Source organism: Marinobacter sp. UBA2498, from assembly GCF_002341575.1.
Classification (GTDB): domain Bacteria; phylum Pseudomonadota; class Gammaproteobacteria; order Pseudomonadales; family Oleiphilaceae; genus Marinobacter; species Marinobacter manganoxydans.
Genome location: NZ_DDOI01000011.1, coordinates 46,427 through 58,079, shown reverse-complemented (window position 1 = coordinate 58,079; position 11,653 = coordinate 46,427). Strand labels below are relative to the sequence as shown.

Below are 11,653 nucleotides of genomic sequence, written 5' to 3'. Positions count from 1 at the left end.
CCAGCATGTTCAAGGGGTATTACAAGAACGACGAGGCCACGGCTTCAACTTTGAAGGATGGCTGGCTGCACACCGGTGACGTGGGTGAATGGCGGGATGGCCAGCTAAAGATCGTCGACCGTCTGAAAGACATCATGATCACCGCCGGCGGCAAGAATCTTTCACCAACGGAAATCGAAAACACCATCAAGGCCAGTCCCTATATCAAGGAATGCATTGTGATCGGTGAGGCCAGAAAATATGTGTCTGCGCTGATCCAGATTGATTTCGATACGGTGGCAAAGTGGGCAGAGCAGGAGCGCATTGCCTACACCACCTTCCGGAGCCTGACCGAGCAGCCGCAGGTGAATGACCTCATCCAGGCAGAAGTAAACAAGGGCAACGAGCAGCTACCACAGGTGGCGCAGATCAAACGCTTCCACTTGCTGACGAAGGAACTGGACCACGACGATGACGAGGTAACGGCGACCATGAAAGTCCGCCGGAGCAATATCTACGAGAAATATACCGAGGTGATCGAGTCGCTTTACGCCTGACAGCGAGGCGCCTAGAAACGGGCGCCCTCTTCCACCCGGATTCGTTCCATGTACTGGGTCAGGGCGGCGTTAATGAGTGCCAGAACCAGGAACAGCAGGATACCCTTGGGCACCAGGGCGTGAATTTCCGGGTTGGGCGCGGTGCTGGCGGTTACCAGGATCAGGCCCAGAATGTTGCGGGCCAGGCGCATGGTGAGCATGGCGCAGAGATACCCGGACTGGAATGCCGATTCTGCACCCTTCAGACAGCGGCCAAAAGCTGGCATCAGGTGCACGGTATTGAGCAACAGAACCGAAAAAATGACTAATTGAATAACGCTGTAAATGGTCATGACCAGAGACTAACGAATGGCACTGGTGTTAAATAATCGCGTTTATTATCTCCGATTGGGATCCTGTTATCCAGTTGAGTATGGAAGGTTCAAAGCAAGCTGGCTTTTCGGAGTGTTGGAATCGGGAGGGAATTAATAAATGGATTACATCGCGCCTGTCAGCAGCGCAATCATGGCGATCGTCTGGATTGTCTACTTCCAGCTGTTTTTCCTGCAGTAAAAACGAAATAATCGCCCATACCTTATTATTCATCACGCCCAGAACGAAAACCCGGATGCCCTGTGTCTGCTGGTGAACATGGGCAAGGAAACGGTGCACGTGCAGTGTGTGCAGGTGGTTCTCTACACCCGCGCGGGCGAAGAGAAAATCATGACGGTGACCGACTATCGCCGTGTCGGCGCGGATGATGCCAACGTGCATCAGGTGCTGCGCCAGGGCCCGTTACAGCCCGGTGGGTATCTGGTGCTGGGCTCGTTCAGGAACATCATCCTGGGACGTCGCAGTGAAGAAAGCGAAAGCGATTACCTGTTCGAGGACATCACCGGCGTTGAAATCCGGGCCGCCGTGATCCACGGGCCCACGAAGTATCCGGTGGGTGTACGGCGCAGCTTTTCTCTTAACCACGAGGGTTGGCCCCAGATCTTCCCGCGGAACATTCACAGCGAGCAGCTGGTGCGCCGGAAGGATCGACACCAGGTGAGACGCTGGGTTGAAGAGGAATTGCAGCCCGAGCGCAAGGGCAGTTCTGAGTCCGATAGCTCGGATCAATCGTCAAAATCGGACTGAGGCAGCTATTCAGTTGGGTCCGGGTTGCGTTTCCACTTTTATTTCTTGAGGATGGGCGATCGCTCGCTATTTGCGCAATGGAGGCATTTATGTCACTGAAAGACGAATTGATCAAAAAGGCCGAAACCCAGCTGGAAGAATGGGAAAAGCAAGCCGATTCCCTGAAAGCCAAGGCCAAAGCCAAAGAAGCTGAAGCCGAGAACGAGAAGGCGAGTGCTGACATTCAGCAGAGCGCCTCCGATGCAGTGCGCTCGGTGGAAGATAAAATCTCGGAAGGCCGCAAAAAACTGGACGAACTCAAACAGAGCGGTGAAGAAAATGTTGATTCCCTTCGCAAGCAGCTGTCTGACCTGATTGGGCCAGACGACAAACGCTAGGCATCCCGCTTCGGAACGTCAGGCTGCTTCTACTGGAACTGGGTATAACAGCGCTGCCTTTTCGTTTGCCAGTCCCGCCAATGGGGCTCGCGGTGGTGGAGCTGGTAGCGCTCCATCACCGCCATGAACCTGCCCATGTAATCGCATTGACCTGAAGACGGCAGCCACTCATCGGGGCCGCGGTCATCACGCATTACCCTGTCAGGCTGACTCATTCTGATCTGGTTTTCCGTATCGTTCAGAAAACGATCCCTCATCGAAGGTGGCCATTGATCGGCGCCGAGCTCCTCTGCAAAGACCAGAGGAACAACCCGGGTCGTCGCCCAGCTTTCAGAGGCAGACGGTTCCTCCCGCGTCGCGGCCGCCAGCACAATCAGGATTGCTGCGATGAACAGAGCCAGCTTGGTGTCCTTCATGACTCACCTTGCTCTTACGTTGAATACATCAGAACCTACGAGCAGGTTGAGCAAAGGGCTTACCTGGATCCGGGCAAAACTTTGTGACCCGACAACTCCGAATTGCTGGAAGCAACGTAGGGTTTAGCTTACCCGTGATGCAGAGAGACCGGTCAGGAGCGGAAACGAGTATGCCCGAAGGTCCCGAAATACGCCGCATGGTCGATGACATTCATAAGGCCGTTGGCGGCAAGGCAGCGCAATCTGTGTTTTTTGCCTTTGAACACCTGAAGCCTTTCGAGCGTGCCCTTCAGGGACGCAGAGTCGAGAGAGTGGAGGCCCGTAGCAAAGCCGTGTTGGTGTTTTTTGAGGCCACAGATGAAGACGGGCCTTGGTGCGTTTACAGCCATAACCAGCTGTATGGCAAGTGGCGCATGGGCAAACCCGATCGGGAACCGAGTACAAACCGGCAACTGCGATTTGCCATTATCGGTCCGAAGAAAGCGGCCCGGTTGTACAGCGACTCCGACATCCAACTGATTCGGCCCGATGAATTGAGCGAGGTGCCCTATCTGTCACGGCTGGGGCCGGACCCTCTCAATCAGGATGTCAGCGTCGATCAACTGTTGGCTGTGTTTGATGAAAAGCGGTTCCGGGGCCGGAACCTGGGTGGTTTGCTGCTGGACCAGGCGTTCGTTGCCGGAATCGGTAATTACCTTCGCTCGGAAATCCTCTTTGAGGCGGGGATTTCACCGCGGGCACGGCCTCGTGATCTGGACGCCGATCAGCAGTCGAGATTGGCCGAGGCGATTCTGACTCTGGTTCAGCGAACCTATCGGTTGAAGGGCATCACCAATCCGCCCGAGCGGGCAGAGCGGCTCAAAAAAGAAGGATGGACGTTCGGGCAGCGCCGACACATGGTGTTCAACCGCGATGGCCAACGCTGCCACGATTGCGCGTCGCCGCTAGTTAAAACCATGATGGCCAGCCGGCGCCTGTATTACTGCCCTGCATGCCAGGGCACGCCGGCTTAGGCGAATTGTTCGGTACAGGCCCGTCCCAGCCGATCGTGGACGGCCAGCCATTGGCTTTCCCTGGGCGGAAGCTCAATCACGATCCGATCGACGTTTGCCTTGTCCATCGAGTGCATGGCGGTGTAGAGCATGCGAGCGTATTCGTTCGGATCGGCGCTGAGCATAATGGCCTCGGATGCCCGCTCGTCTGGGGGCGACTGCCACCAGATCACGCCAATCTTTTCGCCTGCCGATGTAACTTCGGGCAGAAGCCGGGCGAATTGATCCGTGGCCACTCCAACCGTAGGCGTAACAGGCTGGTAGTGGCGCTTTACGCTCCCCGGCACCGCCTGACTGGCGCTTTTGCCCGGGGCGAGCGTGATTCCCAAGCAGGCTTCGATATCGCTCTGTGCGATCTGCCCGGGCCGGGCGATAACTGGCGTGTCGCCGGTGAGGTCGACAATGGTGGATTCAATGCCCACTGAACAGTCCCCGCCATCCAGAACCGCCTCGATCTTTCCGGACAGGCCCGCGAGCACGTGCTCTGCGGTGGTCGGGCTGATCCTGCCATAGGGGTTCGCAGATGGGGCAACCAGATCCCGGCCGAGCTGCTCCATGGTTGCCAGCGTGGCCGGGTGCGCCGGCATCCTGACCGCCACGCCCGGGTTGCCGCCGGTAATGAAATCGCTGACGCCGCTTTTCTTTGGCAGTAGCAGTGTGAGTGGCCCCGGCCAGAATGCCTTGATCAGCTGCCTGGCGGTCTCCGGCAGGTGGTCGACCCAGAGTCTGACCCTGTCAGGTGACGCAACGTGCACGATCAGAGGGTGTCCGACCGGGCGCTGCTTTGCTTCAAACACTTTTCTGACCGCCTGTTCGTTGCTGGCGTCGGCCGCGAGGCCATAGACAGTCTCGGTGGGCACAGCAACGAGATGGCCGGCAAGAAGCAGGCTGGCGGCTTTCTCAACGTCAGCGGATTGGGTCGCGTCTAACTTGATGGTTGCGGGCATAAGGTCTCAGGGTTTACCGATTGGAGTCACAGGCAACAGTTTGCCATTGATTCTGATAAAAACGCTCTATCGAGGTGTGCTCGTCGTTGATCCGGAACAGATACAGCCAGTCGTTACCGATCAAATCCTTTACGACCTTGTGTTTCCGGGCGATCTCGGCAATCGCTTCTTTCGGTGCGGCCAGGTAAACGCTCAGGCGCAGGGGCTCGTGAACCCAACGCTGGCCATCGTGTACCGACTGCAGCGGCAAACCGATTCGCAAATCGCCGCCGTTGCCCTCGAAAACCCCCAGGTGGCCGCCAACCACGTTGTGCAGGACCTTGTTGCCGCTACCGTAATGCAGATTGTCGGTAACAGACATGAAGTACTGAAGGTTGATCCAGTGGGTGACCACCATGGGCGCGGTCATGATCAGTTCGAGGATGTTGAAGCCTTCATCCTCGCGCCAGCGATAGTCGTGGAGGAAACTGCGGCCACCCAGGTCCAGGTGTCGCGTGGCCGAACGAGGCGCCACGATAAAGCTTGCGTTGCCGGCAAGACCCCATTCCGGCCGAACTTCGGACCAGTCCTGGCTGCGCTTTTTGATGGCGCTGTCAACATCGCTCTCGTTTGCGATACCAAGCCGCAGGGCGCGTTCACGACGTGCCTGGGCGCCGGCATTGGCCAGGAAACCCCGGATCTCGTCGGGAACATCACCTGAGCACTCGACCTCGTCGGTGGTTGTGTTATGCAGTGCCCCCACGAACCGGGTTTCGGAGGGGATCAAAATCCCCTGCTCAGCCAGGGCCGCACGCACGTCCTTGTCGTTCAGGATGCCGGCAAGTACGCGAACATTTACCGAACCGGTCTGTCCGCCGCAGGCGCCGCAGTCGAGGCCCGCTGCATGGGGATTGTTACGCGTACTACTGCCGTGCCCAACAAGGAGAACGGTGGGCGCAAAATCATGAGTCAGGGTCATGGCCCGGAGAATACCCCCGGCCAACTCCGCTTTCTCCGCAGCGCCCAGCAGGGTCCCGTTCTGGCGGATCTCGAACTCGGTCTGTCCCTTATGGAGTTGATCGACCGGGTTATCCGAGGACTTGCCAAAAAAGGTTTTGCGAACCATGCGTCCCAGACCTGCCAGGCCCATGCTCTCGATAAAGCTGAAGCTCGCCGGGCCGGCGTTGGAAAACTGTGACCAGTGGGAGTGGTTGGCTAATGACTGCCGGCTGAAACTGCCGGCAGGTTCGGCCTCAGTAACCTCGAGCGCCGGCGCCAGCAAGCCCGGCAATTGCGGCCGGCAAAAGTCGGTGCCCTTGGGACGATACGAAATCGGGAGGCCGAAGAATCCGGCAAACCCGAGGGTCTGGATTGCGGGGTTCTGGGCTTCCAGCGCGCGACGATAGACCTCCGAGCGAACATCAATGCAGAATGCCGCCTGTAGCTTGAGTGGCTGATGCCCTTGCGACTCATTTTCAGGCCTGGTCAGAAGCTTTTCAGCCAGCTGTGCCTGGTAGGCCGACTCAGCCTCTGTTTGCTGGCGCCAGCCTGTGGTTTGAGATTGTTCATGGGTCTGCAGCATCTCTGGCCAGGCGTACCACTGTTTGAGCCACCCCTGTTTCAGTTCGGCGAAGATGGCCCCGCCAACGTGTTGCACATGGCGCCAGATGGCGAGCTCCCAGGCTAGTCGGATGGCCAGCAGACCCGGCAGCAGATCCTCCTCGCGGCCACTTAGTCGCGCTTGCCACCTCAGGTAAGCGGCCCAGGATGACCATCCGTTGATGTCCAGCAAGAGTGCATGGGCATAGTCCGGTGCATAGTCTGGTTCCGCTGCGAGGGCATTGAGGGCGTCGGTTATCAGCTTTTCATGTTGATCGGGTAAGACCTGGAACTGGGACGGCAGCGACGGTTCCCCCATGACGATGGCAATGCCGCGGTCAGCCCGGGTCATTTCCAGCCAGCTGTGATAGAGATCCTGGGCATCGGCCTTGAAATCACCGGCATCCAGGCGCTGGAAATAGTCGCCGCAAAACTGGCTGATCTGGTGCACAACTTCGTCCTGCCAGCCCACCTGATGGGCGGTGTCGCGATTGCGATCGAGTTGGGCGCTGAGGTTTTGCCAGTGTTCGGGCATGCTGGCGGTCTCGGCAGCAGCCGGGCCATTGCCCCGGCCGCCAAGGGCAGCCTGGTTCTGGCAGCAGGTGCCATTCAGCGCCGCCATGCGTGAGGCGACCCTGGTAAATGGCAGGTCCCGCATTTCCCAGAATGGGTTCACCGCGATCATCTGATCCAGTGGCCACGACGGCGCGATTCGCCCGCAGGCATCGGTGACAGCTGCCTGCCAATCTGGTGCATCGGCGGTTGTTTCGGTGGTGGCATTAAGGCTCGACGCTAACATTATGCGGACTCCCCGGAACCAGAGGTTGAAGACACGCTGACCACGGCTCGCGGCCGCACGACATCAGGCAGTTTGGCAGGCCATATTTTCAGGGTCAGACGGGTGGACCACTCATCGAGGTAGCCCGCGGCGAACAGGAACCGGTAAAGCCTGGCGCCTGCGGGTGAGAAACGGTGGTAGCGAATCTGGTAGTAGCCGCGTACCAGGATTGCGATAAGGGCCGCGACAAAAACCACTTCCAGCAGGCTTGCCTGGCTCTCCGGTGGGGCGAGCACCATGCCGAAGAAGGTTTTCTGAAGCCAGTACAATGCCCAGAAGGCGGCGCCGATAATCAGGCCACGCCCGACCGTTACAACGCCGCCCCCGGCCGACAGGAATTCTGAGAGCAGAATCGTCAGGGCGATGCCCGGGACAAGCCATGAAAACATGTGTGCTGTGCTGGTCTCATTGGACAGAAAAACAGTCGGCAGCATGAACAGGCCGGCCAGGGCGGCAGCGGCCAGCCACTGTTTTGCCCCGGGCTCATTGACGGTAACCAGGCGTTTTTTCATCGACAACTCAACGGTATTGCCGGCGTTCAGGAAGGTGTGTGCCTTGTAAGCGGAATGCGCAACCAGATGCAGGAGCGCCAGCTCGTACAGCCCCAGAGCGCACTCAACCAGCATCCAGCCCATCTGGGAGCAGGTTGACCAGGCCAGTCTTACCTTGATGGAAATACGGGTCATCATAACAAGGCTGGCAAACACCGCCGTGGGCCCTGCCACTGCAAGCAGCAGCCACTGGGCGGCGCTTACTTCTGAAATGAGCGGTGCCATCAGAATCATCAGGAAACCGCCAAGGTTCACAACGCCAGCGTGAAGCAGGGCAGAAACCGGCGTGGGTGATTCCACCACCTGAATCAGCCAACCGTGGAACGGCATCTGTGCGCATTTGAGCAAAGCAGCCACGGCCATCAAAACCGCAGCGATCTGGGCGCCGGCGGGCACCTCTGTTGCACCGGATACCTGGACCAGAATCCGATCAATAAAGGGCGTGTCGTACTGGACATAAAGCAGAAGGAACGCCAGTGCCAGGCAGAACTCCGCAATTCGCGCAAAGATGAATTTTTTGTGCGCGGCCAGGGCGGCGCGCGGGCGATCAGGAAAGAACATCAGCAACTGGTGCAGGCTTACGCTGATGGCAATCCAGCTGACGAGGAACACCAGCAAATGATTGGTGATGGCGATCATGGCAACGCTGGCGAGGATCACCTGAAGCCAGATCATAAATCGGCGCTGGCCGGGATCCCCCGCAAGATACCTCTCCGAGAAGCGTCCCAGCACCATTCCCAGCAAAGTGATAAGCAGCAACATGATTGAGGCCAGAGGCGCGTGACTGAACCAGACGCCATCGACCGGCCACCACCAACTTCCGATTGCGGCGGCCAAAGCCGATACAAAGGCAAGCTTGAAGGTCAATGACCGTGCGAGAAGGTTGCTCTGGTTGGTTGCCAATCCGGTCGCGACTGCTCCGGCACCGAAAAGCAGCGGTACCAGCAGTGAGAACAAGGATTCGATCGCCTGAACATCGAACATGCGAGGGCCTCGGAATCAGGAGTATTTAATACGCGTAGTATCCGAGGCTTTTGCTGTGAACAAAAATATATATATCCGATCGATTCGTTCGTTATTTAAGAATGATTGCCGGGTATGGAAACTGGGTCAGGTCCTGTAAGAGTCCAATTGAGACTTCAGTTTTTCCGCTAGTTGCTTCAACGTTTCTGCCGCCTCATTGGTTGATGCGGCGTTCTCCTGGCTGCTACCAGCCATTTGCCGAATGTGCTCAAGGCGCTGGTTGATGTCCTCAGAAACCTGGCTCTGCTGCTCGGCGGCGCTTGCCATTTCAATGTTGGTGTCCCGAATGGTTCGAACGCCCTCGCGCAGTGCCTCGATCGCGTTGCCGGTTTCGCGGATCATGTCGTTGGTTTCAGTTGCTAGCTGACTGCCCACCTCAATAACGTCGGTAACACCGGCAACGCCTTCCTGCAGGTGATTGATCTGGTCCTGGATCTCTTTGATGGACTCCTGGGTCCGACGGGCCAGGTTTCTGACTTCGTCTGACACCACCGCAAAACCTCTGCCGTGTTCTCCGGCTCGCGCTGCCTCAATCGCTGCATTAAGCGCCAGGAGATTAGTCTGTTCCGAAATGTTTTCTATGACGGAAAGAATATTGCCGATGTTATCCGATGCAGCTCTCAGCGAAGCACTGGTTTGCACTGAGCTCTGGTTGTTGTCGAGCTGGCTCTGTATTTTCGCCGTGGTTTTGGCAATGAGCGATTGGCCACTTTCGGCCAGACCATCCGCCTCTTTGGCAATGTTTTCAGCCCTGGAGGCGCTTTCGGCAACAGTTTGAGCGGTTGCTGTCATCTCATTCATGGCGGTTGCAACCTGCTCGGTCTCCTCGGTTTGTTGCGAGACGACGGTGGCGGAGTCTGATGCTATGCCCCTTAGACTCGACGAGGCCTCAAGCAGGCTTTCCGAGGATCTTTTGGTTTCTGAAATTGTAGTTTGTAACCGGTCTAGCAAGCGATCGAAGCCTTGGGCCATGACGTCCAATTCGCTCTTGCCGGTTGCATTGAACCTCACCGTCAGGTCGCCTTCGCCGCTGGCAATGTCGTTGATGGCATCGATCATTTTTTGGAGAGGTCGAGCCACAACCAGTTGTGCCAGGGCACTCAGGCAGCCGATCAGCACCAGTCCGCCGATCAGAATTGCCATGACCGTCTTGATGGTCTGATTGCGAACCATGGCTGCCACTTCGTCTTCCGAGTAGCCGGTGATAATCTGGTACCCCCAGGCATCGAACGCAGTACGTGCAAGGTTCCAGTCTTCCGGCTCAGATTCCAGCAGGTTTTGCAGTGGATCGGACTCAATGGAGCTGGAGTGCATGCGCAGTCGATTCTTGTCGTCCACCAGGGCGAGAAATCCTCTTTCCAGCAGGCTGGATGAGGTGATGGCCGCTTCAAGTTCTTCAAGGTCCGCTGAATAGCCCACATACCAGATGCCGATAATCTGGTTTGAGGCGTTACGGATAGGGCTGTAAGCGGTGAGGTAGGGATTGCCGAGAATATCGACCTGTCCGAAGTAGGCTTCGCCCCGGCTAATGGCCTGCCCGGCCGCGCCCGCCATATTCAGTTTGGTGCCGATGGCACGGGATCCATCGTCTTTCTTTACGTTTGTGGAAACCCTGACAAAGTCCTGTCCATCCCTGACGAATAGAGTGGCTGTGCCGTCCATGATCCCGGTTATGCCATCCACCAGGTCAAAGTTGTTGTTGATCATGGTGTCGCCGAGAAACAGTGCCGGAACGGGTTTGCCTGCGACCGGTTCGGTTCCCTGGATCCTGGCGGCTCCGAGTTGCTGGCCGCGTTCAATGAGCAGATTCAGCGAATTCTTCACCCGTTTTGACATGAGCTCGTCGGTGATGGAGAGCATTCCGGTGATCTCCTCGACAAGATCACTCTGCCTTTCAGCGACATCTGCCGTGATCGTTTTCTGCGTGTTTAAAGCGATCACAACGCTTGCGAGTATTGCGATGACCAGCAGAACAGCGGCAATCGAGACGATGAACAGTTTTCTGATAGACATGCTGATTCCCCAGAATCTATAAGCTTTACGGACTATTGGAGCACGCAAATTACTGCGATCTTTTTTTATATCGGCCGGGATCGATGCTTCCTTAATCATTATTGCGTCATTCGTGAATCATTCCAGAGATTACGACGCATATGTGCTGCCAAAAGAGCGGAAATGTCGCTCGGCAGGCACAGGCCTGGCTGCGGATTTGTAAAACCTTCTTGCAATCACCATATTTCTGCGTCCACGAAATGATCCACCGATGGGGCTCGAGCCTATCGTTCAATGGCCATTGCTGGACGACCCGTGCAAGAAGTGAAAACCGGAAAAGACCGAGGCAAAGAATTGGATTGTGAAAAAAAAGGCGCCTTCCTGGCTAGAAGGAAAAAGCATTCGACCCTGACCGCTGGGGTTTATTACCCGAAACCCGAAGCCATTGCGGCCGACTACTGGGGTGTCTTTGTTGATAATACGCCCTACATACTATTGGTGCCTGACGAAGATCGCAGTGCTCGCGAAAAGGCCGAGCGGCTGGCTGAATCAGCTAACTTCCGAACGTTGCTTGAAGCAACCCTGACAGCCTGTGAGCGGATTGAGGCGAAACCTGTTGATGGCCGCGCTGTGGATTGGGCCGAAAAGCTCACCGTGATCAGCGCCAGTCGCTCCGGAGACGTTGAGACGGGAACAAGAGAAATCGGCGAGATCAGGGCAATCCTGATGCCCGGTTGTCATCAGGCCGTGGCAGACACCCTGTGCATCGACGATACGCTGGCGACTGTGATCGATTCGAAATTTCCGCGAGTTTCGAATTTTGACGATCTTCCAGAACTTTCGGATCGAGACGTGAAAATGTCGCTGGGTAACCTGGAAGCCCGCAAGCATCCACGAGGTGGTCACTAGGGGCAGGTGCTCGCCGGGATTTCCGGAGTTTCCTGGAGGGGAATTGCGCAATCTTCCGGCAATGCGTCGGTCAGCTGCATCAGCAGATCTGTTGTGTGGCTCATCTGCTCGCTGAGTTGACTGTAATCAGTGCTCTGCTGATTCTCTGACTGCTGAGCGGCAAGCTGGTACTGCTTTTCGAGGATCAGGTCCTGCAGGAATCTTATTTGCCGGGCAGTCAGAATTACCGGTCGACTGTTGTCGCTCATTGTTTGGCCTTTTAGTCTGTATTAAATAGAAATGAGGGTAGGCTTACGGTGGTTTGCTTGCTATGGA

General features: G+C 56.8%; 11 protein-coding genes and 1 pseudogene. 5 read left to right on the top strand and 7 right to left on the bottom strand.

The features are described 5' to 3' along the window. Positions 1-536: pseudogene (locus B2W52_RS01295) on the top strand (AMP-binding protein); the annotation flags it as partial. 11 nt (positions 537-547) lie between these two features. Here the strand turns inward: B2W52_RS01295 and B2W52_RS01290 are convergent. Beyond that, entirely contained in the window at positions 548-868 is a 321-nt protein-coding gene (locus B2W52_RS01290) for a hypothetical protein (protein WP_008177254.1), read from the bottom strand. 298 nt (positions 869-1,166) lie between these two features. Here B2W52_RS01290 and B2W52_RS01285 point away from each other — a divergent pair, with 298 nt between their 5' ends. Together B2W52_RS01285 and B2W52_RS01280 are read left to right on the top strand one after the other, a co-directional pair. Continuing rightward, on the top strand, positions 1,167-1,655 hold the full coding sequence (locus B2W52_RS01285; RefSeq protein WP_254775439.1) for a hypothetical protein: 489 nt from the start codon (positions 1,167-1,169) through the stop codon (positions 1,653-1,655). An 89-nt stretch (positions 1,656-1,744) separates the two neighbouring features. Continuing rightward, positions 1,745-2,032, top strand: a complete 288-nt coding sequence (locus tag B2W52_RS01280; protein WP_273071099.1) for a hypothetical protein — start codon at positions 1,745-1,747, stop codon at positions 2,030-2,032. 29 nt (positions 2,033-2,061) lie between these two features. Here the strand turns inward: B2W52_RS01280 and B2W52_RS01275 are convergent, their stop codons facing one another. Continuing rightward, a complete protein-coding gene (locus tag B2W52_RS01275; protein WP_008177257.1) occupies positions 2,062-2,448 on the bottom strand; it encodes a hypothetical protein in 387 nt (128 codons plus the stop codon). Positions 2,449-2,618: 170 nt separating this feature from the next. Here B2W52_RS01275 and nei point away from each other — a divergent pair, with 170 nt between their 5' ends. Further along, the gene (gene nei, locus B2W52_RS01270; protein WP_286801029.1) at positions 2,619-3,461 is read left to right on the top strand and encodes an endonuclease VIII; all 843 of its coding nucleotides are present in this window, start codon (positions 2,619-2,621) and stop codon (positions 3,459-3,461) included. Here nei and B2W52_RS01265 read toward each other — a convergent pair. From B2W52_RS01265 to B2W52_RS01250, 4 genes are all read right to left on the bottom strand, one after another. Next, a complete protein-coding gene (locus B2W52_RS01265) occupies positions 3,458-4,447 on the bottom strand; it encodes an L-threonylcarbamoyladenylate synthase (RefSeq protein WP_008177259.1) in 990 nt (329 codons plus the stop codon). The genes nei and B2W52_RS01265 overlap by 4 nt on opposite strands. A gap of 13 nt (positions 4,448-4,460) precedes the next feature. Then, positions 4,461-6,824 (bottom strand): YbcC family protein, encoded by a 2,364-nt coding sequence (locus tag B2W52_RS01260; RefSeq protein ID WP_273071096.1) that lies wholly within the window; start codon positions 6,822-6,824, stop codon positions 4,461-4,463. Continuing rightward, the gene (locus tag B2W52_RS01255; RefSeq protein WP_286801028.1) at positions 6,824-8,398 is read right to left on the bottom strand and encodes an NADH-quinone oxidoreductase subunit L; all 1,575 of its coding nucleotides are present in this window, start codon (positions 8,396-8,398) and stop codon (positions 6,824-6,826) included. The genes B2W52_RS01260 and B2W52_RS01255 overlap by 1 nt, the downstream gene beginning before the upstream one ends. A gap of 126 nt (positions 8,399-8,524) precedes the next feature. Continuing rightward, positions 8,525-10,450 (bottom strand): methyl-accepting chemotaxis protein, encoded by a 1,926-nt coding sequence (locus tag B2W52_RS01250; RefSeq protein WP_008177264.1) that lies wholly within the window; start codon positions 10,448-10,450, stop codon positions 8,525-8,527. 294 nt (positions 10,451-10,744) lie between these two features. Between B2W52_RS01250 and B2W52_RS01245 the strand changes: the two genes are divergently transcribed. Then, a complete protein-coding gene (locus B2W52_RS01245; RefSeq protein ID WP_100169531.1) occupies positions 10,745-11,338 on the top strand; it encodes a hypothetical protein in 594 nt (197 codons plus the stop codon). Here the strand turns inward: B2W52_RS01245 and B2W52_RS01240 are convergent. Next, entirely contained in the window at positions 11,335-11,586 is a 252-nt protein-coding gene (locus B2W52_RS01240) for a hypothetical protein (protein WP_008177267.1), read from the bottom strand. The two genes, B2W52_RS01245 and B2W52_RS01240, sit on opposite strands and share 4 nt — an antisense overlap. Between the last annotated feature and the right edge of the window lie 67 nt (positions 11,587-11,653).

What these genes read in the sequence shown, in the direction of transcription:
- nei (WP_286801029.1), top strand. Translation starts at nt 2,619, where the DNA reads ATGCCCGAAGGTCCCGAAATACGCCGCATGGTCGATGACATTCATAAG.
- B2W52_RS01265 (WP_008177259.1), bottom strand. Translation starts at nt 4,447, where the DNA reads ATGCCCGCAACCATCAAGTTAGACGCGACCCAATCCGCTGACGTTGAG.
- B2W52_RS01255 (WP_286801028.1), bottom strand. Translation starts at nt 8,398, where the DNA reads ATGTTCGATGTTCAGGCGATCGAATCCTTGTTCTCACTGCTGGTACCG.
- B2W52_RS01280 (WP_273071099.1), top strand. Translation starts at nt 1,745, where the DNA reads ATGTCACTGAAAGACGAATTGATCAAAAAGGCCGAAACCCAGCTGGAA.
- B2W52_RS01260 (WP_273071096.1), bottom strand. Translation starts at nt 6,824, where the DNA reads ATGTTAGCGTCGAGCCTTAATGCCACCACCGAAACAACCGCCGATGCA.
- B2W52_RS01240 (WP_008177267.1), bottom strand. Translation starts at nt 11,586, where the DNA reads ATGAGCGACAACAGTCGACCGGTAATTCTGACTGCCCGGCAAATAAGA.
- B2W52_RS01285 (WP_254775439.1), top strand. Translation starts at nt 1,167, where the DNA reads ATGGGCAAGGAAACGGTGCACGTGCAGTGTGTGCAGGTGGTTCTCTAC.
- B2W52_RS01290 (WP_008177254.1), bottom strand. Translation starts at nt 868, where the DNA reads ATGACCATTTACAGCGTTATTCAATTAGTCATTTTTTCGGTTCTGTTG.
- B2W52_RS01250 (WP_008177264.1), bottom strand. Translation starts at nt 10,450, where the DNA reads ATGTCTATCAGAAAACTGTTCATCGTCTCGATTGCCGCTGTTCTGCTG.
- B2W52_RS01275 (WP_008177257.1), bottom strand. Translation starts at nt 2,448, where the DNA reads ATGAAGGACACCAAGCTGGCTCTGTTCATCGCAGCAATCCTGATTGTG.